The sequence below is a fragment of the Streptomyces sp. NPDC058291 genome (genome assembly GCF_042880855.1).
Classification (GTDB): Bacteria; Actinomycetota; Actinomycetes; order Streptomycetales; family Streptomycetaceae; genus Streptomyces.
The window spans coordinates 28223-54657 of record NZ_JBHVYK010000057.1; the positions used below are offsets into that span (position 1 = coordinate 28223).

Consider the following 26435-nt stretch of genomic DNA (forward strand, 5'->3'; position numbering starts at 1 on the left):
CCACGGGAACGCACGGCGGCGTCCCGGACAACCGTTCACCTCCCACCCCTCCCCGCGCCACGTCCGGCCCAACCCCTTCCGCCCCACACCCCTCTCACGCCCCACCGCCGCCGCGCCTGATCCGCGTGCCCCGACGCTCGCCTCAGCGCTTCCCCGACCGTCCGACCGTCGCGCCGTCGCGCCGTCCACGCCCTTTCACCCCGCCGCCTGGGGCCGCGCCGTCCCCCAGCCGGCCTTCACGGCCTCCTCGTAGACGCGGGCGCCCCGGTCCGGCGCGGTGTCCAGCTGCAACAGGACGGCCGGCACCGCGACCCCCGCCATCAGATGCCGCTGAAGATCCGTCACCCGCTCCGGCAGGTCCGCATGGTCCGTCATGATCTTGGACAGCACCTGCACGCCCGTGAACGCGCCCACGAACATCCGCGCGGCCGCGTTCACATCGACGTGCTGCAGCAGTTCGCCCCGGTCCTTGGCCCGCCCCAGCAGCTCGGCGTTGCGCGCGATCCACCCGCGCATCGGCACCTGCCGGTCCAGTCCGTCGCCGCGCGCCCCCTGATCCACCGTGAGCCGGATGCTGCCCTGCACCAGCGGGTCGCCCACGGACAGCAGATAAGCCAGGACGAACGCCTCGTCCAACCCCTGCTGGAGCAGCAACTCCCGGGTCGGCACGGCCGGGATCGCTCCCAGCTGATTGGCCAGCACGGCCTGGGCGAGCTCCTCCTTGGAGGAGAAGTGGAAGTACAGCGCCCCTTTGGTCACGCCGGCCCGGGCGAGGATCTCCGAGATCGTCGCCGCCTCGTACCCGACCTCCGCGAACACCGCCGCGGCCGCGACGAGGACGGCCCGTCTCGTCCGCACGGCCCGTTCCTGCAGCGCCACGCCTTACCTCCGAGCTAGCTCCCGACTTTCAGGTGCGGAAAATATACTGACAGGTTTGTCCTGTGCCACTTCGCGGGAACCCGGCCCGCCGACCGGCAAAGGCCCGTCCGTAATCCCGTAGCGGTCCCGCCCGTACCTCCGTGTCATTACGGGCAGGTTTCCTTGCACCGCCGTCGTCGCACCGCGTTCCTGCTGTCCGCCGTGATCGCGGCGGCCCCCGGTCCGCGTACCGGACGGAACGAGACACCTCGGCCTCCCGATCTCCGCCGGACCTGGGCTCCCCGCTCCCCGCCTTTCCGGATCCACCAGGGAGAACCGGCGCGCGGGGCAGGCCATTTCGCTGCGCCCACCCCTGAAAACGCGCCATTCACGGTCGCCGTGTTTGCCGATTTCCGCCTTGATAAGAAAACCGGAAGATCCGTATCTTCTGGATCACTGCGCATCCACGCGTACGGCTTCCGGCTCTGCGACCGACGGGGAGAGGGTCATGGCCTTTCTGGCATTCCACAACACCGAACGCCCCACCGGGCCGCACCGAGGCGAGCGCGTCCCGGAAGCGGCCGTCCCCGAAGTCCCCGAAGTCCCCGAAGCGGCCACGCCGGAACAGCCCCCCGAGGCGATGGCCCGCGAGCTGACGCGGGTGCTCTTCGACCAGGACGGGGAGCGGGAACGCGTCCACGCGCCCTGGCGGCGCCTCATAGCCCAGGACGCCTTCCGTCACCGGCCCGGCCTGACGCCCGAGGAACGGGCCGCGCAGTCCTACACGTGGCTCCGTCTGGTCAACGACACGCTCGACGACCCGGTCTCCCTGGCCGCCGACCCGGTCCTGCTCACCGCCTTCCACGAATGGGCCGCCATCGTCGACGGGGGCGGCGGCCTCACCACCGTCGCGAGCATCCACTACAACCTCTTCCTCGGCAGCATCCTCGACCACGCCGACCACGCGTCGAGGGACCTGGGCGAGTTCGCCTCCCTGCGCCGTATCGGCACCTTCCTGTGCACCGAGCTGGACCACGGCAACGACGCCGCCGCGCTGGAGACGACCGCCCGCCACGACCCCGAGACCGGCGGCTTCGTCCTGCACACCCCCCACCCGGGCGCCGCGAAGTTCATGCCCAACACCAGCGCGCTGGGCGGTCCGAAGGCCGCCGTCGTCGCCGCCCGCCTCCTCGTCGACGACCGTGACCAGGGCATCTTCCTCTTCCTGACGCCGCTCACCGACCGCGACGGCCCTCTCCCGCAGGTCACCGTCGAGCCGCTCCCGTTCCGCCCGAACGCCCCCGTCGACCACTGCCTCACCTCCTTCGACCACCTGCCCCTGCCCGGCCGGGCCCTGCTCCAGGGCGAGCACGGCCGGCTGGGCCCCGACGGCGCCTTCGCCAGCAGCCTCGGCAACCGCCGCAAGCGGTTCCTCACGTCCATCGCCCGGGTCACCGCCGGCAAGCTCTGCATGAGCGCGGCCGCGGTCGGCGCCTCACGCGCCGCACTGGCCATCGCTGTCCGGTACGGCGACCAGCGCCACGTCAGCGGATCGCGGCCCGGCCGGCGCATCCCGGTGAACACCCACCGCACCCACCACGGCAGGCTCCTGCGGGCCGTGGCCACCGCCTACGCCATGACCCTGCTGCACCGGTCCCTCACCTCCGCGTGGACCCGGCACACCGCCGACGACCGCGACCGCCTGGAACGCCTCATCGCCCTGGCCAAGGCCTGGATCACCTGGCAGGCGCGCACCATCGCCCTCGAAGCCCGCGAACGCTGCGGCGCCCAGGGGCTCCTGCCCGCCAACCACCTCGCCGGCTTCCCCGAGTACATCGAGGGGACCATCACCGCGGAGGGCGACAACCTCCTCATCTCCACCAAGGCGGCCGCCGAACTCCTGCACCACCCGCCGGCCTCACCCGTCGCCGGTGAGAATCCGGCCGACCTCGCAGACCCGCGATTCCTGCGCGACCTGCTCGCCCACACCGAGCACGCCTTCCACGCCCAGGCCCACAGCGCGCTGCGCAGCGGCCCCGCCCACGATCCCCAGGGCCGCTGGAACACCGCCTCGGGTCCGGCCCTCCACAGGGCGCACGCCCACACCGTCCTCCTGGCGGCCGACGCCCTGCTCGCCGCTGTCGACGGCACCGCCGACGCTGCCGCGCGCGGCGTCCTGGGCGAGCTCACCGCCCTCTTCCTGCTCGATCAACTCGCCCCGCACACCGGCCTCCTGCTGGCCGACGGCCACATCACCGCGCATCACGTCCACCGGTTCCCCGCCGCGATCGACGACCTCACCCACCGCCTCCGGCCCCATCTCGCCACCCTGACGCGCGCCTTCGACCACCCGTCCGAGTACCTCGACGCGCTGCCGATGCTGCGGGGCGACGCGGGGCGCTGACACGCGCGGACGACGGTCCGCGGGGCGCGCCGCCGCCGGAGGCCGCCGCGGCCGGGAGCCGCCGCGGCCTCCGGGGGAGAACGCCCGGAAGCGGCGGGGCGGCACAGACCTCGACGGAGCCCGTCGAGGCGTCAAGGGGCGTCGCCGGTTCTCGCGGTCCCGGCGACGCGGGGCCGGACGGACGCCTACGGCTTGCGTCCCACTCCGCAGTAGGCGTCGACGTCGACGGCGAAGTTGGCCGGATCATCCGCCTCGGGACGCCACTTCGTCACCTGGACGATCCCGGGCTCCACCAGGTCCAGCCCCTCGAAGAACCCGCCGATCTCGTCGACGGAGCGCACGTGGTAGGGCACGGCGCCGCTGGCGTTGTACGCCTCCGACGCGGCGATCATGCCCTCGCTGGTGGCCGTGCTGTCGCTGATCACCAGGTGGCTGCCCGAGGGCAGTCCCGCCATGAGCCGGCGCACCAGGTCGCGCGCCTGCGCGTAGTCGGCGACATGGCCCAGCGTGTTGAGGATCATCAGGGCGACCGGCCGGGAGAGGTCGAGGGTGCCCGCGGCGGCTTCCAGCACGGCGGCCGGATCGTAGAGGTCGGCGTCCAGATACGCGGTCCTGCCCTCCGGGGTGCTCGTCAGAAGGGCGTGCGCGTGGGCGAGCACGACCGGATCGTTGTCGACGTAGACGATCCGGGAGTCCGGGGCGACGCGCTGGGCCACCTGGTGGGTGTTGTCGGCGGTGGGCAGACCGGTGCCGACGTCCAGGAACTGACGGACGCCCCGGTCCACGGCCAGGTGGCGCACCGCACGTCCCAAGAAGTGCCGGCTGGTGACCGCCACGTCGACGAGACCGGGGAAGATCTCCTTGATCTCGTCACCGATCTCCCGGTCGACCTCGTAGTTGTCCTTGCCTCCGACGAAGTAGTTCCAGAACCGGGCCGAGTGCGGCTTGGACGTGTCGATCCGGCCGGGTGTCGCGGCGGTAGCGGCATCCTGGAAGGGCGAATCCGGCACAGCGAGGCCTCCTGCGGCAGGTCGGTGGTCAGAGCACCAACCTAGGCGAACTTCCTCTCGAAGCAGGGCCGTTGGGGGCGCTTGCCGCCCGTCCGGCATCGTTTTCGGCCAGGCGGCGCGCCTCACCCGTGGCGTAGGGGAGGGGCACGGGGCTTCGGCCTCGGCCCAGGCGCCTCAGGTGGCGGTGTACCCGAGTTGCCGTCTCATGTAGGGGGTCATGAGGGTCTTCGCCTTGGCCAGCACGGAGGTCCGGCCGCCGAGCACGGCTCTCTCGCCGCCCGGCACGGGCAGCAGCGTCACTCCGTCGGCCGGGCCGAAGGGCACGGTGAGCGGGGTGCGCCGAAGGGGCCGGTAGAGGCGGGGCTCCCGGCGATGCCTGCCGGAACCGTGCAGGTGGGCGCGGATGTTGTGGGCGGCGAGGTCGGCCTGGGCGATCGCGGCGGGGGTGATCTTCTGCTCGGTGGCGTCGTTGACGTCGCCGACCGCGAAGACCTCCGGCCGGCCCTGGACCCTGAGCCTGCGGTCCACCTCGACGTGACCGCTCGCGGTGAGCCAGTCGCCGTGTCCGGCCAGTCGCAGCCAGAGCGTGTTGGGGGTGGTGCCCGTCGCCCAGAAGGAGACGTCGGCGTCGACGAGGCCGCCGTGCGCGTCGCGGTAGGTGCCGAAGTCGTTGCCGGGGGACATGAACGTGTCGAGGCGGACCTCCACGTCGTGGGACTCCAGCCAGTCGAGCGCCTTGCGGCCGGCCCGTCGACTGCCCGTGGCGTGCAGCAGCGCCGGTCCGGCGTGGGCGAGCGTGACGCGGGCGTCCGGCCGCGCCAGACGGATCTCCGCGCTGAGCTCGACGCCCGAGGGGCCGCCGCCGACGACCAGGACGTGCTGGGCGGCGGCGACCTTGCGCTGGTGCGCGGCGAACGACGCGATCGTCTCCTCGGCGGTGGTGCCGGTGAAGCGCGCCGGTTCGGGATAGTCGGCGCCGGTGGCGACGACGACCACGTCGTACGGGAGCCGCTCGCCCGAAGCGAGGACGACCTGTCGTACGGCGGTGTCGACGCGGACCGCCTTGCCCACCACCACCCGGCCGTCGCGCAGCAGCCGGTCGTACGGGATGAAGGGGGTGACCGACCACTCCGGGCGCACACCGGCCCGGAGGGAGGCGATGCGGTGGAAGAAGACCTCCTTGCGGTCCACCAGGGTGACCCGCGCCGTCGAGTCGAGCCGTTTCGCCAGGCGGACGCCGGCATAGCCGCCGCCGATCACCACTACGTCGCCGTCGCGCACGCGCGTCTCCAGTGCCGGGGGTGCAGGGGGAGAGCGAGCGGCGCGGTGGGGACTGCTGCGACCGCCCGCTCGGACTGGCGACGAGCGTAGCGCTTGAATCCTAAAGTTCACCTGGCGAGGTGTGCACGTTCCGTGAAGTCCGGCCCGTCGGTCGTGCCCGGCTCGTCGGGCCTCAGCCGAACTGGCCCGGCTGGTAGTCGCCGGCGGGCTGCCGGACGATGACGTTCAGGCGGTTGAAGGCGTTGATGACGGCGATGGTCGCCACCAGTGCGGTGAGCTGCTCCTCGTCATAGTGCTTGGCGGCGTTCGCCCACACCTCGTCGCTGACGCCACCGGCCGCGTCCGCGATACGGGTGCCCTCCTCCGTCAGCTCCAGGGCGGCCCGCTCGGCGTCGGTGAACACCGTGGCCTCCCGCCAGGCCGCGACCAGATGCAGGCGCACCGCGCTCTCCCCGGCGTGCGCGGCGTCCTTGACGTGCATGTCGGTGCAGTAGCCGCAGCCGTTGATCTGGCTCGCGCGCAGCAGCACGAGGTCCCGGGTGGCGGCCGGCAGCGCCGAGCCCGAGACGGCCTTGCCCGCCGCCGAGAAGTGCTGGAGGAGGGTGGTCCCGAGCGGGTTGCCGAAGAGGTTGAGACGCGCTTCCATGATGATCTCCCAGTCGTGTCGACGCTTGCACGGCACTGACGGAACGCCCCGGCGGAATGTGACGGAGGAACCGGTCGAGATCGTGTGACGCGCGCCTCACTCGGGATGGGCGCCACACCTCACCGAGGATGAGCGCCTTCCGCGGGAAAACGGCGCCTGGGCCGGATCAGTGCCTCAGGCGGGCGGCGGCCGCCACGACCCGGTCCCGTTCCGTCCCGGTCATCAGGCCCTGGGACACCCAGGTGCCGGCGAGTGCGCGCACCGCGGCCACGAACCGGGACGACGTGCTGAACGGCGCCTGCTGCCACAGGACGTCGAGGAAGGTCAGCCCGTCGCCCCCCGTGCGGTTGGGCACGCCCGAGTCGGCCGTGCCGAAGACGACGACCGGTTCCACCCGCCGGAAATAGGCGTGATAGCGGGCGTCGTCCGCGAGGTGGAACGGGGCCAGGGTCAGGCCGTGCGTGGTGAAGTGCAGCGGGCGGCCCTCCGGGCGCACCGGGTCGGCCAGGTCGCCGCTGAGCTTGAAGTCCTTGTAGAACGAGAACTCCCGGAGCGTGGTCGCCTGACTGCGCACGACCAGCAGGACCGGCCCGTAGAAGAGCGACTGCACCGCCGGATCGTCCAACGCCCGCTCGACGCGCAGCCGGTAGGGGGCCGACACGGCGACCCGGTCGCCCTGCTGCCACGTCCGGCTCAGGGTGAGGTAGGCGCCGGGCACCGCTCGGGCCTGTTGCGCGACCCCGTTGACGGTGACGGTGAAGCCGGCCGTCGCCCAGGAGGGGACCCGCAGCTTCAGGTCGAGCCTGCCGCCGCCCTCGCGGAAGGTCAGCGTCCGCTCCCCCTCGGCCGGATAGGCGCTGCTCTGCTCGATGACGAGCCCCCGCTCCGGCCACCGCAGGGTCGAGGCCAGGGAGAGATTGACGTACAGCGCGTCGCCTGCGGCGGACCGGAAGTAGACCGAGTCCTGGTACTTGGTGTGGTTCTCCATGCCGGTGCCGCCGCAGCAGGTGCCGGCGTTGTCGTACGCGCGCACCACGCCCGGGCCCATGCCGACGAAGTAGGTGACCTCCGGACTGTCCTGGCTCGGGGCGTCCCGGCGCGAGGCCAGGATGTGGTTGGTCAGGCCCCGCTCGTAGTAGTCCATGTAGGCGGGGTCCGGCTCCTGGAAGAACAGCTGCCGGCTCAGCTTGAGCATGTTGTAGGTGGCGCAGGTCTCGGCGTTGTCGTCGCCCAGGGTGGCCGCTATGGCGCCCCGGGCCTTGAACATCTCGCCCTTGCCGGTGCCGCCCAGGCTGTAGGTCCGGGGTCCCGCCACCATGCCCCAGAAGTTTCGGGCCGCGGCCGCGTACTCCTCGTCGCCCGTGTGGTCGAACAGCCGCGCGTACCCGGTGAACTGGGGTATGTGCTGGTTCGCGTGGCGGCCCTCCAGGATGTCCCGGTCGGCGGCGCAGGCGTCCAGCAGCGCGGTGTTGTCGAAGCAGCGGGCTGCGGCCAGGTGCTCCGCCCGTCCGGTGAGCGCGAACAGGTCGGCCAGCACCTCGTTCATCCCGCCGTACTCGCCGGCGATGTAGATCGACCACATGCGCTCCAGCTGTGCCTTCGGCAACCGGGCGAGGCGGCTGTGCACCCAGTCGCCCATCATCGACGCGAGGGCGAGGGCCTGTGCGTTCCCCGCCAGGGTGTGGGCGTCGAGGAGCCCTCGCATGATCTTGTGGCACGTGTAGTAGGGCGCCCAGATGGTGGGATAGGTCGTGTAGCTCTCCAGCAGGATGAACTGCGTCTCCGGGTACGCCGCGAGGTAGCCGGGATGGCTCGGCTTCGGCGAGCCGTGCTCGGCCAGGGCCTGCCGGCACTCGCCCAGCGCGGCCACCAGCCCGTCGAGCTTGGTCTTGAGCGCGGCCTCGCGCGTGTCGGCGTACGCCTGGGCGACGAGGGTGAGGAAGTGGCCGCCGAAGTGGCCGCGCAGATTGCCGTCGGCGGTCTCCCAGCCGCCCGGCGGCCGGGCGCCCCGGGTGTCGAGTCCGGCGTTGGCCCGGAAGACGGCCAGGATGCGGTCGGCGGGGTAGGCCCTGGCGTAGTCGAGCATCAGGTCGCGCTTGCGGCGGAAGACGCCGTCGCCGAGGGTCACCTGGTCCAGGGCGAAGGGCCGCACCGCCCAGGTCGGCGGCACGGGCGGTGCGGCGGCGGGCACCACGGGGGTCGGGGCCCCGGGCGGTGCGGGCGCGGCGGAGGCGGGCCGGGCCGCCGCCGAGGTCGCGTGCGGGAGCGGCGCGACGGCGGCGGTCCCGACGGCCAGCCGCAACAGACCGCGCCGGGTGGGGGGTTCGGGTGCGGACATGCTCGGACTCCGATCGTGGGGAGGGGAGAGTCGCGGGAAGTCGGGGCTCAGGGACTGTTCGCAGTGCGGGGCGGGTGGCTGCCGGCGGACACGCGGCCGCGCCGCCACGACGGGGAGGGACGAGTTGCGTCGCTCGCCGGCCGGCCTGCTGCCGACCCCGCCGATCGGGGTGCCGGTGCGGGAGAGCGGCCGGCGGTCTCGGGCCGGGGCCCTCGCGCAGACGGCCGGGGGGCTCCGCGCGCGGGTCGCGTTCCAGGCGCGGCGAGTACCGGATGCGACGTCACGGCCGTGTCCCTGGCGGTGCGGTCCGCGGGTCCGTGGTGGCCGTCGGCAGCCACACGCGCATCGTCGAGGGTCCGCGGTTGGCCCACGAGTGGTAGGGCACCAGGACGATGCCGGTGCGCTCGGCGGCGGGCGCCGTGCCGATCCGGTCGAGCGGACGGTACGGCCATGCGCCGTCCGACGGGTCGTCCGGCGGGGGCACGAGTGCGCCGGACGCGACGACGGTGCCGTCCGGTCCGTCCTCGGGCTGGGTGGACGGATCCACCCGCACGGCGTCGACCTCCTGCCCGTCCGGCAGGTCCACGGACTCGGCGCAGTAGACGAGGGGTCCGCGCTGGACGGCGGCCGTGCCCCGTACCGAGTCGATGCGGGGGTCGGGGCCGACCCAGCGCGGCGTCATCGGCAGGTCGAGCCGTATCTCGTCGCCGGGCCGGAAGAGCCGGGTGAGCGTGGCCGTCCCGGGGGTGAGGGACCGGCGTGCGCCGTCCGGGTCGGTCAGCAACACGGCGGCGCCCGCGGTCCACGCGGGGACCCTCAGCGACAGGGTCCACGGGTGCTGCGGGGACCGGTCGATCCGCACGGTCACGCTTCCGTCGCCGGGGTAGTCGGTGCGCACACGCAGGGCGACGTCCCGGCCGGCCGCGAAGGAGGTGGCGATCTCCGCGTCGGCGTACTGGTGCAGCTGGACGCCGTGGTCGTCCGCCGTCGCCAGATAGGCGGGCAGCAGGGCCAGGGTGCGGGCCACGTTGGTGGGGCAGCAGGACACCGCGAACCAGGGGGCGCGCAGGCCGGAGTCGGCGCGGGGGCTCTCGACGTCCGCGGACGGCGCGGCTCCGCGTCGGCGGCGGTGCAGGGTGTTGGCGTAGAAGAAGGCCCGGCCGTCCTCGGACGGGGAGGTCGCGACCACGTTGAACAAGGTGCGCTCGGCCAGATCGGCGAAGCGGGGTTCGCCCGTGGCGAGCAGCAGCCGCCAGCTGAGCATCACGGAGGCGACCGCGGCGCAGGTCTCGGAGTAGGCGCGGTCGGGCGGCAGCACGAAGTCGTCGCCGAAGGACTCGTCCCGGTGGTGCGAGCCCATGCCGCCGGTCAGATAGGTGCGCCGGGCGACCGTCGCCTCCCACTGCCGTACGACCGCCGCGAGCAGGTCGTCGTCGGCCGTCTCCACCGCCACGTCGACGGCGCCCGCCGCGAGGTAGAGGGCGCGCACGGCATGGCCGCGCAGTACGGCGGCCGTCCGCACGGGCTGGTCGTCCTGGTGGTAGGCGCGGCCGAACTCGGGGTCGGCGAGGGTGTGCCGGCCGCGACGGTCGATGAAGAGCGCGGCCTGGTCGAGGTAGCGCTGCTCCCCCGTCGTCCTGGCGAGTTCGACCAGGGCCGTCTCGATCTCCGGGTGCCCGCAGACGCGCTCGATGCCGCCGGGGCCGAAGGCCGCGCACACGTGGTCGGCGGCCCGCCGGGCGATCTTCACCAGCTCGTCCTCGCCTCCGGCGCGCGTCCGGGCGACGCCCGCCTGGATCAGGTGGCCGTAGCAGTACAGCTCGTGACCCCATTCGAGGTCGCTGTAACGGGGCTGCTGGCCGGGCCGTCCGAAGGCGGTGTTGAGGTAGCCGTCCGGTTCCTGGGCGGGGGCGATGACGTCGGTGAGCGCGCCGATCTGCGGGGCCAGCGCATCGCCGTGTTCCTGTCCGGCCTGCCAGGCCATGGCCTCCAGCAGTTTGTAGACGTCGGAGTCGGCGAACTCGCGGCCTCGCCGATCCCGGTGGACGCGGCCCTGCGCCGCGGCCCGGAAGTTGCCGATCCAGCCGACGCGTTCCATCCAGTCCCGGCAGTGGTCGAGTGTCGCGGTCGCGTTGACCTCTCGGCGTCGGGCCCAGAAACCTCCGGTGATGCGGACCTCGTCGAGTCCGAGCGGCCGCAGCCGCCCCCGGGTCGGCGCCACCGGCAGGACGGATGACCGCACCGTGTTCTCCCTCACCACTTCATGCCTTCGGTTCGTCCTTTCGGTTCTGCCGTCAGGGTGCCGACTCGGTTCTGCCGTCGGGGTGTCGTCGGGATGGCGGGACGTCGTGGTCGCAGCGGGGCGGGCGGGTCGGGGGTTCAGCCCTTCACCGCGCCGGACATGAAGCCCCGCACGTAGTGCCGTTGCAGGAGCAGGAAGAGGAGCAGACAGGGCGCCGCAAGGACCACGACCCCGGCTTCGGTGGCCCCGTAGTCGACGGCGCCCATGCTCTGTTGCCGCAGGTTCGCGACGGCCAGCGGCAGGGGCGCCTTCTCGCTGTCCGAGATGAGGATCAGGGGCGCGATGAAGTCGTTCCAGGCCGCGAGGAACGCGAACAGTCCCACCGTGAGCAGCCCCGGCCGCACCGCCGGGAGCAGCACCCGGCGCAGCGCGCCCGCCGTGCCGCAGCCGTCGACGAGCGCCGACTCCTCCAGCTCGCGCGGCACCGCCTCGAAGGAGATCCGCATCATGAAGGTGGCGAACGGCAGTTGGAACAGGGCCAGCACCAGGCTCAGCCCGACCAGCGAGTTCTGCAGACGGAGCCGTCCGAGCAGCACGTAGAGCGGGATGAGGAGGGTGGCGTAGGGGACCATGAGGATGGCGAGCGTGAGCAGGAACAGCACGTTCTTGCCCGGGAAGTCGAAGCGCGCGAAGGCGTACCCGCCGAGCAGGGACACGCCGAGGGTCAGGGTGACGGTGAGCGCGGAGACGAGTGCGCTGTTGCCCAGGTAGCGCCACAGGCCGGCGTCGTAGTCGAGCAGCGTGCGGTAGTTGCCGAGGCCGTGGCCGGACTCCTGCGCGGTGCCCGGCTGTGGGCTGACCGACGCCCAGGCGTTCCACAGCAGCGGGAAGAGGAAGATGACGGCCAGTCCGCCGGCGACGACGTAGTGGGGCGTCCGGCTGACGGCTCGGGTGAACACCGTGGTGTCCCTTCTGCGGGCGGCGGGGGTCATGACTCGTCGGCGCGGCGCAGGCCGCGGAACTGCGCGACGTTGAGCAGCAGCAGGGCGGCCAGCACGAGGATCGACAGGGCGGCGGCGGTGCCGAGGTCCAGCCGCTGGAAAGCCTCGCGGTAGATCAACTGCACGACGGTGACGGTGCTGTTGTCCGGGCCGCCCTTGGTGAGCACGAAGAACTGGTCGAAGGCGAGCAGCGACCCGGTCACGCACAGCAGCAGGGACAGGGCGAGCGACGGACGCAGCAGGGGCAGGGTGATGGAGCGGAAGATCTGGCCGCGGCCGGCGCCGTCCATCCGGGCCGCCTCGTACACCTCGGGCGGGATGCGCTGGAGGCCGACGAGCAGGATCAGCATGTAGAAGCCGGCGAACTTCCACACGACGAGGAACACCGTCGACAGCAGGGCGGAGGTCGGCGTGCCGAGGAAGGACACCGGACCGTCGGCGAGGCCGAGCCGCTCCAGGACGCGGCTGAGCGGTCCGGTGGTGGGGCTGTACAGACCCCAGAAGAGGAGGGAGGCGGAGGCCAGGCCGAGGGCGCCGGGCAGGAAGTACACCGTGCGGAAGAAGCCGGCGCCGGGGCGGGACTCCTGCACGAGCAGCGCGAGGAGGAGGGCCAGTCCGAGGAGGGCGACCGTGACGATCACGGTGTAGAGGAGGGTGAAGCGGACCGCGGGCCAGAACAGGGCGCCGTCGGTGACGTCGGTGTAGTTCTCGGGCGCGTTGACGCCCCGGTCCCCCGCGAGCAGCGGCCAGTCGCTGAGCGACATCTGTGCGACCAGCAGCAGGGGCAGCAGGAAGAAGACGGCGACGAACACGGCCGTGGGGGCGGCGTAGCCGAGGCCCTGGACTCTGCGGGAGCGCAGCAAGGGCGCGGAGGTCGGTGGCCGGGGGGCCGGGCGGTGCGCCGGGGCCGGTCGTTCGGCGGTCGCCCGGTCGGGCGCCTTCACCTGCATGGCTCTCCTCTGCCGTGGGGACGTGGGAGGTGACGTGCCGGACTCCGGAGCCGTGCTGTGCCGCGCCGTCGCGGGCGGGGTCAGTCTGCCAGCGAGGCGGAGACCGCCTTGTTGTCCTTCTCGACGGACGTGCCGTCGCCGAACACGGCGTCGCGCATCAGGGTGAGCCACGGCCCGTTGGGGTCGTTGAAGGTCTGGCCGAACTTCAGGGCGTACGGGGTGCGCCCGTCGGCCACCAGCTGGTTGATCGTGACCAGACGCGGGTCGGCGGCGGAGTACTTGTTGGCGGCGAGGTCGGTGCGCGCCACGACGTCCTTGTGGGCGGCGACCACGTCGACCTGAGCCGCGTCGCCCAGGGACCAGGCGAGGAAGTTCCAGGCCTGGTCGGCCTTCTTGCTGGTGGCGGAGATGCCGACGGCGTCCCCTCCGACGAAGGTGGACTTCCCGCCGTCCGGGCCCGGGATGGGGGCCACGCCGAGGTCGAGGTTCTTGGGCATCAGTCCCAGGGTGGTCGACGGCATGGGCATGATGCCGACCTTGCCCTTGGGGAAGACTCCGGTCCAGGTCGTCCCCGTCTCGTCCTTCGCGCCGGGGGCCACGATGCCGTCCTTCACCCAGCCCCGGTAGGTGTCGTAGACCTTCCTCGCGGTGGCGGAGTCGAGATCGGCCGCGGTGCCCTCCTTGTCGAGCACCTCGTCGCCGCCGGCCCAGATCGACGGCCACCAGGTGAAGACGCCGCAGCCGCCGCAGTTGCCGCCGAAGAAGGTGCCGTCGACGCCGCCGCCCAGCGCGTCCACGGCCCGCGCCTGCCGGTCCCACTCGGCGAGGGTCGTGGGCGGCTTCGCCGGATCGAGTCCCGCCTTGCGGTAGAGGTCCTTGTTGTAGAAGAGCACCGACAGGTCGAGGGTGTGCGGGACGACGTACTTCCTGCCCTCGTACGTGCCGGCCTTGATGTGCGACTGGGCCAGGCTGTCGGCGAAGGGCAGGGCGTCGACGCGGTCGGTGATGTCGGCGAAGAGCCCGCTGCCGGTGTAGTTGGGCACGAACACCACGTCGGAGGCGAAGAGGTCGGGGAGGTCGTGGGAGCCGGCTGCCGCTCCCACCTTGGCCTGGTAGTCGTCGGTGGGGACGACCGTCAGCCGGATCTTGTTCTTGTGGCCCGCGTTGTACGCCTTGACGAGTGCCTCGCTCTGCGGCCGGGTGGCCGCCCGGGTCCACATGGTCAGCGTGGCGCCGTCGTCGACGCCGGCCGGGCCGCCCGCGCCGGCTCCCTTCCCGCCGTCCGAGCCGCCGCCGCCGGACCCGCAGGCCGTGAGCAGGCTCGTGGCGGCGAGAAGCGCGAGGACGCCGGCGGCGAGCCGGCGGACGGGTCCACGTGGTCCGGTCGTGCTCCCCATGACGGTCCCCCCAGGGATGGGTTCTGCGACGGAAAGAAGCCGAAAAGGCTTTCTGAAAGCTAGAACCCGGCTGACAGCTCGTCAATCCCTGTGTCGCAAGCGGTTGTCGGTGCTGCACCGAAACCGTGGACTTCTTCGGGCCGCACCCGCTCCGAAAGTTCTCGCGTACGGTTTACGCACGCGACGCGCGACAGGAGAATTTCCATGACACCGGCCCTCGGCCCCTCTCGTTCGCAGCCCGCCACGCTCAGCGACGTCGCACGGCTGGCCGGCGTGTCCATCGCCACCGCGTCGAAGGCGCTCAACGGGCGCAGTCAGGTGCGCGCCGAGACCCGGCAGCGGGTCGTCGAGGCCGCCGAACGGCTGGCGTTCCGGCCGAACCAACTGGCCCGCGGTCTGCTCAACGGGCGGTCGGGCACCGTCGGGCTGCTCACCAGCGACCTGGAGGGCCGCTTCAGCATTCCGATCCTGATGGGCGCCGAGGACGCCTTCGGGGCGGGCGAGGTGGCCGTCTTCCTGTGCGACGCCCGCGGCGACGCGATCCGCGAGCAGCACCATGTGCGGGCGCTGCTGGGGCGCCGTGTCGACGGTCTCATCGTGGTGGGCAGCCGTACCGATCCGCGTCCGTCCCTGGGCCGTGAGCTGCCCGTTCCCGTGGTCTACGCGTACGCGCCCTCGGACGATCCGGTGGATCTGTCCATCGTGCCCGACAGCGTCGACGCCGGCCGGATCGCGGTCGAGCACCTGCTGGCCTGCGGCCGCACCCGGATCGCGCACATCACCGGCGACCCCGGCTACCTCGCGGCGCGGGAGCGGTCCGAGGGGGTTGGGGCCGCGCTCGCCGCGGCCGGTCTGGAGCAGGTCGGGGAGACTCGGTTCGGGGCCTGGTCGGAAGGGTGGGGGCGGGCGGCCACGGCGCTGCTGCTCGACCGGCGCACGGACGTGGACGCGGTGCTGTGCGGCAGCGACCAGATCGCCCGCGGCGTCATGGACGTCCTGCGTGAGCGCGGCCACCGGGTGCCCGAGGACGTGGCGGTGATGGGCTTCGACAACTGGCAGGTCCTGACGGCGTCTTCGCGTCCGCCGCTGACCAGCGTGGACATGAACCTGGAGCAGGTGGGACGCGCGGCGGCGCACGCCCTGTTCAGCGCGATCGGCGGGGTGCGGCGCTCGGGCATCGAGACCGTGCGCTGCCGGGTCGTGATCAGGGGATCGACGGCCGCGCTGTCCTGAACCGCCCCGCCCGGGACGCCGCGGTCGTCGAAACCGTTTTCTGCGGCGTGCCTTGACACTCCATCAGCTCGCTTCTACGTTGCGAAAACCTTTTAGGTCCGTTTCCTTGCATGCATGTCAGGCGCATGACATTCCCCCTGACACCCCCCGCTTGCCGTCAACCGGACAGGGAGCACCTCATGAAGCGCCTCCTCGTCGCCCTCGTGCTCATCCTCTGTTCCCTCTGTTCGGTGAGCCCGGCCGCCGCCGCGCAGACCATCGGGTTCCCGACCTTCACCGGACCCGCGATCCCGGCCCCGCCGGTCGCCTACACGCCCGGCGACATGATGCGGAGCATCTACGACTCCGAGAGCTCCGGAACCGACTTCTGGATGGACCGCCTGCTGGCCCGCTCCGGCGACGACCCGGCCGGGCCGTGGCTGATGAGCCGCGGGCGCGCGCTGTTCATGAAGACCCACGACCCCGCGGTGCTCGGCTTCGGCGGTCATGTCGCCTACTGGGAGAGCATCAACGACGCCGACGCCTACACCGTCGCGATCAGCCCGGGCACGTTCACCGAACAGGTCGCCCAACGGTGGCAGGCGCCCAGTTACTGGAAGAGCGTGCACACGGCCGGCTCGGTCGCCGTCACACAGACCAAGTTCATCACCGAGAACAACGTCGCCGTCACCAACCTGTCGATCAAGAACAACGGCAGCGGCGCCACCACCCTGCAGCTGCGCGCGACCTCGCCCTACGCCGCCTCGGGCGCCGGCAGCGAGCTGACCGGGCAGGTCAACGCCTACAACAACCTCACCACCATCCGGCCCCGGCTCACCGGCGACGGCTTCAGCGTCTCCAACGGCGGCCTGAACCGCTCGGTGACCGTCGCCGCCGGAGCCACGGTCACCGCGAAACTGGTGATGGGCTTCGTCACCGACGAGATCCCCGCCTCGCTCACCGAGTACAACGCCTACGCGGGCTACACCAACGCCACCGCCTTCGCCACCCACGTCAGGGCCTACAACCTCTGGTGGGCGCAGAACGTGCCCTACATCGACGTGCCCGAACCGGCGATCAAGAAGAACGTCTACTACCGCTGGTGGCTGATGCGCTTCAACAACCTCGACGCCGACATACCCGGGCAGACCTTCCAGTTCCCGACGTCGACCGAAGGCGCGCTCGGCTACAACAACGCCATCGCGCTCACCCAGCCCATGCACATCGACGACCTCAAGTACCTGCGCGACCCGTCCTACGCCTACGGCGACTGGCTGAGCGTCGGCCAGACCTCCAAGGGCGGCCGCTTCCTGGACAACCCCGGCGACCCGGAGAACTGGTCCAACAGCTACACCCAGTACATCGCCGAAGCCGCCTGGAAGAGCTACCAGATCCACGGTGGGCAACCGGCGATCGCCGGCAGCCTCGCACACTACGCCGAGGGCGACGTCAAGGGCCAACTCGCCTACTACGACCACGACCACAACAAGCTCATCGAGTACGACTGGGGCGCGCTGACCGGCAACGACGCCGACGCGGTCTCCTTCCACTGGAAACCCGGGAACATGGACCGCGCCGAGTCCGCCTACCAGTACAGCGGCGCGCTCGCCGCCGCGCAGGCCTACGAGGCGACCGGCAACACGGCCAAGGCGGCCGAGCTGCGCACGCTCGCCGCACAGATCAAGGACGCGATCGTCAACGTCCTCTGGAACCCCGGCCGTCAGCTGTTCGAGCACCGGCTGAAGTCGACCGGCGAATGGGTGCCCTGGAAGGAGATCAACAACTACTACCCGTTCGCCGTCGGGGCCGTCCCCGACACCGCGACGTACAAACAGGCCCTTCGTCTGTTCGACGACCCGGCCCACTACCCCGTCTTCCCGTTCTACACGGCCGACCAGACCGACAAGAAGGCGGCGGCCGACGCCGGGAGCCCGGGCTCCAACAACTTCTCCACCATCAACTCCACCGTGCAGTTCCGGCTCTACTCCTCCGTGCTGCGCAACTACCCCAACTCGTGGATGAACGCGACCGACTACAAGAAGCTGCTCTACTGGAACACCTGGGCGCAGTACGTCGGCGGCAACACCCAGTGGCCGGACGCCAACGAGTTCTGGGCCGACTGGAACGGCAGCGGCATCGACTACCGGTCCTGGATCCACCACAACGTCCTCGGCAGCAGCAACTGGACGGTGATCGAGGACGTCGCGGGTCTTCGGCCGCGCAACGACGCGAAGGTCGAGCTGTCCCCGATCAACATCGGCTGGGACCACTTCACCGTCAACAACCTGCGCTACCGCAACGCCGACCTGTCGATCGTCTGGGACGACCCGGCCGACGGCGTGGTGCGCTACCCCGGCGTCCCGGAGGGCTACTCCATCTACGTCAACGGCAACCGGGCCGCCACCGTCAGCTCCCTGGTGCCGTTCACCTGGGACCCGGCGACCGGGGAGGTGACCACGAAGGGCACGGTCACTTATCGCACGGCCGTCGCCGGGCTCAAGGCGCCCAACCAGGTGGTGCAGGACAGCCCCCGGATGACCGACATGCTCGCCAAGGCCGGCGTCGATCTCACCGCCGACCTCACCGACCTGGCCGCCGGGGCGACCACGACGGCCTCGTACACCGGATCCGGCAGCATCACCGCGGGCGCGATCGACGGCTACCCCACGAACGAGCCGTTCTGGGGCGCGGGCGGGTCGCCCAACAGCCAGGACTGGTACGAGCTGAACTTCGGCGCCGCGCGCACCCTGAACGAGGTGCGCCTGTACTTCAAGGACAGCCGTCCCGCGAGTGCGACCTACCGGGCGCCGTCCGCCTACACCGTCCAGTACTACGACGGCAGTTCCTGGGTGAACATCCCCCAACAGGCCAAGAGCCCGGCGGCGCCGCGCGCCAACTACAACCTGGTGCGGTTCCCCCCGGTCAGCGCCCAGCGGATACGCGTCCTGGCCACCAACGCCTCCGGCGCGAAGACAGGCCTCACCGAGGTCAAGGTGTTCAACCGGGGCGGGGTCCAGCCACCCGGGCCATCGGCCAACCTGGCGACCTCGGCGACGGCCTCGGCGTCGTACACCTCCTCCTGGGAGAGCGTCGCCGCGGTCAACGACGGGATCGACCCACCGTCGTCCGACGACACGGTGAACCCGCGCTGGGGGACCTGGCCGGAGACCGGACAGCAGTGGGCGGAGCTGACCTGGCCCGCCGCGCAGACCCTGAACAAGGCCGACGTGTACTTCTTCGACGACGACGAGGGCATCGACATGCCGGCTTCCTGGAAGCTGCAGTACTGGAACGGCACCGCCTACGTCGACGTGCCGGGCGCGAGCGGCTACCCCCTGGTGAAGAACCAGTACAACACCGTGACCTTCACCGCCACGAGCACCACCCGGCTGCGGGTCCTGCTCACCGGCAACGGCGCGAGCTCCGTCGGCCTCCTCGAAGCGAAGGTGTACGGACCATGACCCGTTCCCGATGCCTGTCGGCACTCCTCGCCCTGCTCACGGTCGCGGTCGCCTTCCTGGTGGCGCCGCCCGCGTCCGCCGCCGTCGCGTTCAGCTCGACCGGAGTGAACCAGAACGGCGGCAACTGCCTGGACCTCCCCGGCAGTTCGACGGCGAACGGAACGCAACTGCGCGCCTTCGCCTGCTCCTTCGGCGCGAACCAGAGCCTCGGCTACACCCTGGTCGCCGGCACGGGCGACACCTACACGATCACCACCTCGTCCGGTCAGTGCGTCGACGTCTACGGGGCCTCCACCGCCGACGACGCGGCGGTCATCCAGTGGCCCTGCCACGGCGGGACGAACCAGCAGTGGCGGCTCGTGCCCGTGGCCGTCTCCGGCGCCGACAGGACCTTCAACCTGGTCTCGGTCGGCTCGGGCAAGTGCGTCACGCCCAGCGGCGGGTCCTCGGCGTCGAACACCAACCTGGTGCAGCTGCCGTGCGCGACCGCCAACGGCAGGGTGTGGCGGCTGCCCGGCTTCAGCGGCGGCGGCACGAGCACGCACACGTTCACCAACCCGCTCTCCCAGCACGGCCCCGACCCGTGGCTCACCTACTACAACGGCTACTACTACCTGGCGACGACCACCTGGAACTCGACCGTCACGATGCGTAGGGCCGGCACCCTGGCGGGGCTCGCCACGGCCGCCGACCAGGTGATCTTCAACCTCAGCCGGCCCAACGGCGCCGGCACCATGTGGGCCCCCGAGTTCCATCTGCTCGACGGCCCCGACGGCAAGCGCTGGTACTTCTACTACACGGCCGGACGAGAGCCGTACGACCTCGGCACCCAGCGGATCCATGTGCTCGAAAGCGCCGGCCTCGACCCGATGGGCCCCTACAGCTTCAAGGCCGACCTGCTCGACCCGCCGCAGGACAACACCTGGGAGCTGGACCCGAGCATCCTCCAACTGAACGGCCGGCTCTACCTGCTCGGCACCTTCTACAACGGCTCGCAGCCCATGTTCATCCGGCCGCTGTCGAACCCGTGGACCGCGAGCGGCACCCGCCGGGTGCTGTCCACGCCGACGTACGCCTGGGAGACGGTGGGCGGTGCGGTCAACGAGGGCGGCGAGGTGCTCCAGCGGAACGGCAGGACCTTCATCGTCTACTCGGCGAGCCACTGCTCCACGCCCGACTACAAGCTCGGCATGCTCACCTACAACGGCGGCGACCCGCTCAGCTCCTCGTCCTGGGTCAAGTCGCCGAACCCGGTCTTCCAGCGCTCCACCGCGAACGGCGTCTACGGACCCGGCCACAACGGGTTCTTCAAGTCGCCCGACGGGACCGAGGACTGGATGGTCTACCACGCCAACGACTCCGCGGGAGGCGGCTGCGACATGAACCGCACGACCAGAGCGCAGAAGTTCACCTGGAACGCCGACGGCACGCCGGACTTCGGCGCCCCGGTAGCCCTCGGCGTGCCGCTGACCTCACCGTCAGGGGAGTAGTCGCATGAGTCGATCCCGCTTCCTCTCCCTCTGGCCGGTCCTGCTCGCCGTGCTGATCGGTTCGGTCATGGGCACGGTCGCCCTCGCGCCGCCCGTCCACGCCGCGACCGCCTTCAGCTCCACCGCGGTCAACCGCAACGGCGGCAACTGCCTGGACGTTCCGGGCAGTTCGACTGCCGAGGGCGTGCAGCTCATCCAGTGGGCCTGTCACGGCGAGGCCAACCAGACCTTCGCCTTCACTCCGGTCGGCGGCAGCGCCGACCAGTACCGCATCGGCACGTCGACCGGCGGGGCGTGTGTGGAGGTCGACGGAGCGTCCGGCGCCGACAACGCCGCGATCGTCCAGCGCAGCTGCGGCGCCGCGGCCCGGCAGACGTTCCGTCTCGTCCCCGTGACGGTCGGCGGGACGAACAACGTCTTCAGCGTGCAGGCGGTGAACTCCGGCAAGTGCGTCGCCCCCGCGGGCGACTCCGCGGCCGGCGCCACCCGCCTCGTCCAGCTGCCCTGCACCGGCACGGCGTCCCGGACCTGGCGGCTGCCCGCCTTCACCGGCAGCGGCGGCCCTTCCACGCCTCCGACGAGGACCGTCCGGGTGTACTGGCTCAAGCCCTCCGACGTCCCGTTCGACCAGCGCTACCCGGACGGCATCGCCGGCGTCCTGCGGGAAGCACAGCGCTACTACCGGCAGGAGCTCGGCAAGACCTTCACCCTCAACGACCCCGTGGTCGAGATCGTCGACGGTGACCGGCCGCGGAGCTGGTACGAGAACACCCCCAACGGCGGTGACCGGTACTGGTGGGCCGTCACCAACATGCAGAACGAGCTCGCCCGGAAGTTCGGCCTGAACAACCCGGACAGCCGCTGGCTCAACGTGGGCGAGATCAGCGCCGAGGGAGAAGGCGCGGGCGGTGGCGCGAGCCCCGGCTGGGTCGTCCTGAGCGGACACGACGCCGACGGCGCCGCGGGCTCGAGCGGACCGGCGAGGAACCGCTGGTACGGCGGAATGGTGCACGAACTCGGCCACGCCTTCGGACTGCCCGATTCCGCGTCGACCGACGGCACACCGATGTCCGCGTCCTTCTACGACTACCCCGACACCCATTTCAGCCAGGCCCAGAAGAACCAGATCCTCAACGGCCCCTACGGGAGCTTTCTGTCGTGACTCCCACCGGGTCCGCCTCCCGTGGCCTCGCCGGGCCACGGGAGGAACCGTGACCACGACACCACCGAATGTCTACTGCGGCCGTCACAGATTTTCGAATCCCCAGCGGTGAGGTACGGTTCTGCTCAGCAAGGGGGCGACCCGGCGGAAGGGAACAGCCGTGTCCGCCGCACGCGTACCCCACGGGCAGTCGAGGAGACGGTGGACCACATGCAGAAGCAGGACCGCCCGGGGCGGTTCTCCGTCCGGCCCGAGGTGGTCGACGGCATCGTCGTCGTGACGGTGCACGGCGAGATCGACCACGACGTCAAGGACGTACTGGGCCAGGCGCTGACGCCCCAGGACGACACGACGCCACCCCGGCTCGTGGCGGACCTCAGCGGCGTGACGTTCATGGACTCCAGCGGGATCAACGTCTTCGTCGCCGCCCACCTGCGCGCGAGCCGGGCTCAGGGGTGGCTGCGCATCGCCGGCGCCCAGGAGTCCGTCGTGCGTCTGCTGCAGATGGTCGGCGTCGACACCGTCATCCCGTGCCACCCCACCGTCGAGCACGCCCTGGCCGCCTGAGCCGGCCGCCCATCGCCCCGAGCCGCGGGAGCCAACCGCCGGCTTCTCCCGGACCCTGCGCCGTCAGGGTCCGTCTCCGCGTCCCGCGCTCCGGCACGCGGGGCACGCCCTCATGTGGCCGCCAAGAGGATGGCGGTGTAGTGCGCGCCGAAGGCGGCGATGGTCAGGGCGTGGAAGACCTCGTGGAAGCCGAACCAGGCCGGTGAGGGGTCGGGGCGCTTGAGGCCGTAGACGACGGCGCCCGCGGTGTAGAGCAGACCGCCCGCGACGACGAGGGTGACGACCACCGCTCCGCCGGCGTGCGCGAAGTCGGGCAGGTAGAAGACGGCCACCCAGCCCAGCACGATGTAGCACGGGGTGTAGAGCCATCGCGGAGCCCCGATCCACAGCGTGCGGAACGCGATGCCGGCCAGGGCGCCCGTCCACACCGAGACCAGCAGCACCGTCTGCCGGCTCGCGGGCAGCAGCAGCACCGCCAGCGGGGTGTACGTCCCGGCGATGATCAGGAAGATGTTCGCGTGGTCCATCCGGCGCAGCACCGCCTCGCCGACCGGACCCCACGTTCCGCGGTGGTAGACCGCGCTCGTGGCGAACAGCAGACACGCCGACACCGCGTACACCGAACAGGCCGCCACTGCCGCCGCCGAGCGCGAGACGGCGATCAGGACGATCCCGCCCGCGAGCGCGAGGGGGAACACGCCGGCGTGCAGCCAGCCGCGCAGCCTCGGCTTCAGCGCGGCGGCCGCGCGCCGCATCTCGTCCTGCGGGCCGCCGGTCGACCGCTCGGCGGTCGACGGCTCGGTGGTCGTCCTGGGGGCCGCCACGGCGGCAGGCGCGTCGCCGTCAGGGGCGCGGAGGGCTCCGGGCGTGGTTTCGGGGCGGGGGTGGGACCGTCGTCCGCGGGCCGGCTGCTGAGGACCTTCGGCGATCATGCGCTCGTATTCTGGGATCGACGGCGGGCGGGCCCGGCCCGTCATGACGGACAGAGAGTCAGGCGCCGGCCGTGCGGGAGCGGCCGTGCGGGGAGAATACGGCGCGGCGACGCGCCGAGCGAATCGTCTGCTGTCGTCCGACTCCTTCGCTGAACGCGTGGAGGGGCCCTGGCGCCGTAGCGGCGCCAGGGCCCGAAGGAACTGCAACACCATCGGCCGGCCCTACTGCCGCACCGGCCTTCCGTTTCCTGCGACCTCGACTTCGACTGCGATACCGCTGCCCGGCAGTTCGTGTCTGCCGGGCCCTGTGCCTCTCCGGGTTACGAGTGAAACCATAACCACACCACTGACCAATGTCTACTCCGGCCGTTGCAGATTTAGCTGCGTTCTACGGTGAGGTAATCGGCGTTACGGGGTCGCGCGGGCCGGGCGGCGCCGCGGACCGTGCTCGGTGGTCGCCGCGCGCCCGGTCAACCGGCCCGGTCCCCCGACGCCAGTGCGGGCGCGGCGTGTCCCGACGCGGAAGGGACGGAGGGGGCCGGTCGGCGGATCAGCAGCAGCGCCGCGTCGTCGTGCAGGCGACCGCCGACATGCGCCAGCAGTTCGTCGTGGATCGCCCCGAGCGTGCGCGCCGGCTCGTCGGACAGATGGCGCGCGAGCCCTTCGACGAGCGGGTAGAACGCGCGGCCGCCGTCCCGGGCCTCGATGACCCCGTCGGTGTACAGCAGCAGCTGGTCGCCGTCGGCGAAGGCCAGCTCCTGCAGTCCGGGAGTCTGGTCGGTCAGGGCGCGCAGTCCGAGGGGCGGGGCCGGCGGCGCGGGCTCCACCGGCACGATCTCCTGGCACGCGCGCACCAGCAGAGGCGGCGCGTGTCCGCAGTTCACCATTTCCAGCCGCCCGGGCCGGGGGCACCCGGCGATCACGGCGGTGACGAAGTCGTCGGCGCCGAGGTTGCGCGCGAGACTGCGTTCGATCCGGTCGACGACGGCGAGCAGATCGGGTTCGTCGTAGGCGGCCTCGCGGAAGACGCCGAGGACGAGCGCCGCCGTGCCCACCGCGGGCAGCCCCTTGCCGCGCACGTCCCCCACGATCAGCCGTACGCCGTAGGGGGTGGGCAGCAGCGCGTAGAGGTCCCCGCCGATCCTGGCCTCCGCGGCCGCCGCGCTGTAGCGCACGGCCGCCTGGAAGGGGCCGACCGTCGCCGGCACCGGCTTGAGCAGCGCGTGCTGGGCGGCCTCGGCGACCGACCGGACGTCCGCGAGGACCCGCTCCCTGCGCGAGCGCAGGGCACTGGCCGGCGCGCTCGCCGCGGTGACGGCCAGCAGGGCGGTCGGCAGGGCCGCGAGCTGGGACGCGGAGGCGCCCTCGTGGGCGCCGAGCGCCACGCCGAGGCCCGCGGCTAGGAGGCCGACGCCGATGACGCCGCGCGGCCCGTCGGTGCCGGCGGCCAGCGCGGGTCCGGCCGCCAGCAGCGGCAGCCAGGCCGTGCCGGGTCCGCCGAGGAGGACGACGAGCCCGACGACGAGCGTGATCAGCACGGGCAGGAGGGGGCCCGCCGCCGCCACCCGGTGTCCGGACAGTCGCGTCGGGCGGCGGTCGGCGTCATGGTTGCGAGCCTGGCTCATGGGCGTCCGTGGTCCTCGTCTGTGCGCCGGTCGTTCCTGAATGTCCGTTTTCCTAGGGAAACGGGTCGGCGCCGTCGCTCACAAGGATCAGATTTTCAGATAGTGAACGATCAGGTGGTCAGCGAAAGACTCCTGGTCACCCGGCCCGCGGTCGGCAGGAGCCGGGCCCGCACCTGCTCCAGCCGGGGCAGCCGGTCCGCCGGCAGGGAGACGCCGAGCGAGCCGAGGGTGCCGCCGCTGTAGACCGGCACGGCGACGCAGACCGTGCCGAGCGCGTACTCCTCCAGGTCGGTGACGGCCGGGGCCACGGGAGACTCGTCCAGCTGCCGGAGCAGCTCGGGGGCGCTGGTGATGGTTCTCGGCGTGAGGTCGGCGAGGCGGTGCCGGGAGAGGTAGTCGTTGCGGGCGTCGTCGTCCAGCTCGCGCAGGACCGACTTGCCGAGCGCGGTGGCGTGCCCGGCGTCCTCGAAGCCGACCCAGAGGTCGACGCGAGGCGTCCGGGGGCCGTCGACGATCTCCGCGACCCTGATCTCGCCCTCTTCGTAGAAGGTGAGGTAGGCGGCGGTCGCGAGCTCGTCGCGCAGCGCGGCGAGGGTGGGGCGGACCCGGCTGAGCAGCGCCTGGCCGCGGCTCGCGGTGTGCAGGGTCTGCGCCTTGTCCCCCAGGATGAACCCGCCGTCCTGGAGTTTGCGCAGGTAACCGTCGTGGACCAGGGTGCGCAGCAGGTGGTAGGCGGTGGCCAGGGGCAGATTCGTCTCCCGTGCCAGCTGCTTCGCCGGCGCGCCGTTGTCGTGCGCGCTCACCGCCTCCAGCAGGCGGAAGGCGCGCTGCACGGAGGCGATGAGCGTGGGGCCGTCCCGCGCGGTCATACGAACAGCGTGCGCCGGGCGCCCGGCGCAGGCAACACCCGCGGGGCGCCGCCGCCGGGGCGCGTCGGTGTCGGGCCCCGAGTCGTCCGAGCGCGATGTCGAGTTCGAGGACGTTGAGGCGGGGGTCGCCGATGACGCCGAGGGTGCGTCCCTCGCACCGGACGATCTGGAGCTCGGCCATCGCACACAGGTTTGGCTCGCGACGAGTGGCGAGCCCGAAGCCCTGCTCCTGGACCAGCTTGTCCACCGCGGGGACGGACGACCGGTTGCGCTCGGCCAACCGGTGCACTTGAGGTGGAGCACGCCCAGGACCCGGGCGCCCCCGGCGTCCTCCACCGCCACCAGCAGCGGGGTGCCGCCGGCGTCGGCGATGCGGTCGCAGCGCGCGACGGCCTCCTCGCGGGCTGCGCCACCGCGCTCCCCCACCCAGGCGAGGACCGAACCGGCCGCGCCCTTGCGGACCCGGCGGCCGTCGACGTCCACGCCCGACGTCCGGCTGCGGGCGGTGAAGGTCACCCACTCGGCGTCGGCGAGCTCGTCCCGGCGACGGTCGCGGGGACAGTCGTCTCGGGCCGGGCGCCCGGCCGTCTCGTCGGGGCGCTCGGCCGTCCGGGCCGCGGGCGAGAGAGGATGGGGCCATGAGCGTAGTGAAGATCAACGTGCTGACCGTCCCGGCGGAGCAGCGGGAGACCCTGGAGAAGCGGTTCGCCGCGCGGGCCGACGCCGTCGGGGACTCCGACGGCTTCGAGTGGTTCGAACTGCTCCGCCCGGTCGAGGGCACCGACGCCTACCTCGTCTACACGCGCTGGCGGGACGAGGAGTCGTTCCAGGCATGGCTCGGGGGCTCGATGAAGGCGGCGCACGCAGGCGGCGCGGAGGGAGAACGGCCCAAGCCGGCGGCCTCGGCGTCCACCCTGTGGTCCTTCGAGGTGGTGCAGCAGGCGGCGCCCAGGAGCGCGTAGTCCGCGGTCGGCGCACGGAGCCCGGAGC

Annotated in this window: 19 protein-coding genes; 7 read left to right on the forward strand and 12 right to left on the reverse strand. The window is 71.8% G+C overall.

Annotated features, from left to right (window positions below):
* Window positions 1-195: 195 nt before the first annotated feature.
* Window positions 196-879 (reverse strand): ScbR family autoregulator-binding transcription factor, encoded by a 684-nt coding sequence (locus tag ACFVYK_RS25695; protein WP_389778057.1) that lies wholly within the window; start codon window positions 877-879, stop codon window positions 196-198.
* Between the two features lie 487 nt (window positions 880-1366).
* Between ACFVYK_RS25695 and ACFVYK_RS25700 the strand changes: the two genes are divergently transcribed.
* Window positions 1367-3262, forward strand: coding sequence for an acyl-CoA dehydrogenase (locus ACFVYK_RS25700; protein WP_389778058.1), 1896 nt, complete (start codon window positions 1367-1369; stop codon window positions 3260-3262).
* Window positions 3263-3447: 185 nt separating this feature from the next.
* On the opposite strand, the gene ACFVYK_RS25705 is transcribed toward ACFVYK_RS25700, so the two are convergent.
* The 8 genes from ACFVYK_RS25705 to ACFVYK_RS25740 all read right to left on the reverse strand — a co-directional run bounded on the left by ACFVYK_RS25705 (window position 3448) and on the right by ACFVYK_RS25740 (window position 14127).
* Window positions 3448-4272, reverse strand: a complete 825-nt coding sequence (locus ACFVYK_RS25705) for an SAM-dependent methyltransferase (RefSeq protein ID WP_389778060.1) — start codon at window positions 4270-4272, stop codon at window positions 3448-3450.
* Window positions 4273-4446: 174 nt separating this feature from the next.
* Window positions 4447-5553: an NAD(P)/FAD-dependent oxidoreductase gene (locus ACFVYK_RS25710; protein WP_389778062.1), complete on the reverse strand. Its 1107-nt coding sequence runs from the start codon at window positions 5551-5553 to the stop codon at window positions 4447-4449.
* A gap of 172 nt (window positions 5554-5725) precedes the next feature.
* Window positions 5726-6199, reverse strand: coding sequence for a carboxymuconolactone decarboxylase family protein (locus ACFVYK_RS25715; RefSeq protein WP_389778064.1), 474 nt, complete (start codon window positions 6197-6199; stop codon window positions 5726-5728).
* A gap of 166 nt (window positions 6200-6365) precedes the next feature.
* The gene (locus ACFVYK_RS25720) at window positions 6366-8537 is read right to left on the reverse strand and encodes a beta-L-arabinofuranosidase domain-containing protein (RefSeq protein ID WP_389778066.1); all 2172 of its coding nucleotides are present in this window, start codon (window positions 8535-8537) and stop codon (window positions 6366-6368) included.
* 280 nt (window positions 8538-8817) lie between these two features.
* Window positions 8818-10779: a glycoside hydrolase family 127 protein gene (locus tag ACFVYK_RS25725; RefSeq protein ID WP_389778067.1), complete on the reverse strand. Its 1962-nt coding sequence runs from the start codon at window positions 10777-10779 to the stop codon at window positions 8818-8820.
* Between the two features lie 137 nt (window positions 10780-10916).
* Complete coding sequence (locus ACFVYK_RS25730) at window positions 10917-11771, reverse strand: carbohydrate ABC transporter permease (RefSeq protein WP_389778069.1); 855 nt, start codon at window positions 11769-11771, stop codon at window positions 10917-10919.
* The gene (locus ACFVYK_RS25735; RefSeq protein WP_389778071.1) at window positions 11768-12730 is read right to left on the reverse strand and encodes a carbohydrate ABC transporter permease; all 963 of its coding nucleotides are present in this window, start codon (window positions 12728-12730) and stop codon (window positions 11768-11770) included. The genes ACFVYK_RS25730 and ACFVYK_RS25735 overlap by 4 nt, the downstream gene beginning before the upstream one ends.
* A gap of 80 nt (window positions 12731-12810) precedes the next feature.
* Window positions 12811-14127: an ABC transporter substrate-binding protein gene (locus ACFVYK_RS25740; protein WP_389778072.1), complete on the reverse strand. Its 1317-nt coding sequence runs from the start codon at window positions 14125-14127 to the stop codon at window positions 12811-12813.
* A 204-nt stretch (window positions 14128-14331) separates the two neighbouring features.
* Between ACFVYK_RS25740 and ACFVYK_RS25745 the strand changes: the two genes are divergently transcribed.
* The 5 genes from ACFVYK_RS25745 to ACFVYK_RS25765 all read left to right on the forward strand — a co-directional run bounded on the left by ACFVYK_RS25745 (window position 14332) and on the right by ACFVYK_RS25765 (window position 22019).
* Window positions 14332-15360 (forward strand): LacI family DNA-binding transcriptional regulator, encoded by a 1029-nt coding sequence (locus tag ACFVYK_RS25745; RefSeq protein WP_389778074.1) that lies wholly within the window; start codon window positions 14332-14334, stop codon window positions 15358-15360.
* Window positions 15361-15539: 179 nt separating this feature from the next.
* Entirely contained in the window at window positions 15540-18800 is a 3261-nt protein-coding gene (locus ACFVYK_RS25750; protein ID WP_389778076.1) for a discoidin domain-containing protein, read from the forward strand.
* Window positions 18797-20290, forward strand: coding sequence for a family 43 glycosylhydrolase (locus tag ACFVYK_RS25755; protein WP_389778078.1), 1494 nt, complete (start codon window positions 18797-18799; stop codon window positions 20288-20290). Before ACFVYK_RS25750 ends, ACFVYK_RS25755 begins: the two co-directional genes overlap by 4 nt.
* A 4-nt stretch (window positions 20291-20294) precedes the next feature.
* Window positions 20295-21452: an RICIN domain-containing protein gene (locus ACFVYK_RS25760; RefSeq protein ID WP_389778079.1), complete on the forward strand. Its 1158-nt coding sequence runs from the start codon at window positions 20295-20297 to the stop codon at window positions 21450-21452.
* Between the two features lie 210 nt (window positions 21453-21662).
* A complete protein-coding gene (locus tag ACFVYK_RS25765; RefSeq protein ID WP_389778081.1) occupies window positions 21663-22019 on the forward strand; it encodes an STAS domain-containing protein in 357 nt (118 codons plus the stop codon).
* Window positions 22020-22129: 110 nt separating this feature from the next.
* Here the strand turns inward: ACFVYK_RS25765 and ACFVYK_RS25770 are convergent, their stop codons facing one another.
* The 3 genes from ACFVYK_RS25770 to ACFVYK_RS25780 all read right to left on the reverse strand — a co-directional run bounded on the left by ACFVYK_RS25770 (window position 22130) and on the right by ACFVYK_RS25780 (window position 25445).
* Window positions 22130-22951: a hemolysin III family protein gene (locus ACFVYK_RS25770; protein ID WP_389778082.1), complete on the reverse strand. Its 822-nt coding sequence runs from the start codon at window positions 22949-22951 to the stop codon at window positions 22130-22132.
* Between the two features lie 470 nt (window positions 22952-23421).
* Window positions 23422-24576, reverse strand: a complete 1155-nt coding sequence (locus ACFVYK_RS25775; protein WP_389778083.1) for a PP2C family protein-serine/threonine phosphatase — start codon at window positions 24574-24576, stop codon at window positions 23422-23424.
* Between the two features lie 110 nt (window positions 24577-24686).
* Window positions 24687-25445: an IclR family transcriptional regulator gene (locus ACFVYK_RS25780; RefSeq protein ID WP_389778085.1), complete on the reverse strand. Its 759-nt coding sequence runs from the start codon at window positions 25443-25445 to the stop codon at window positions 24687-24689.
* Between the two features lie 638 nt (window positions 25446-26083).
* On the opposite strand from ACFVYK_RS25780, the gene ACFVYK_RS25785 reads away from it, so the two are divergent.
* Window positions 26084-26407, forward strand: coding sequence for an antibiotic biosynthesis monooxygenase family protein (locus ACFVYK_RS25785; protein ID WP_389778086.1), 324 nt, complete (start codon window positions 26084-26086; stop codon window positions 26405-26407).
* The last annotated feature ends 28 nt before the right edge of the window (window positions 26408-26435 follow it).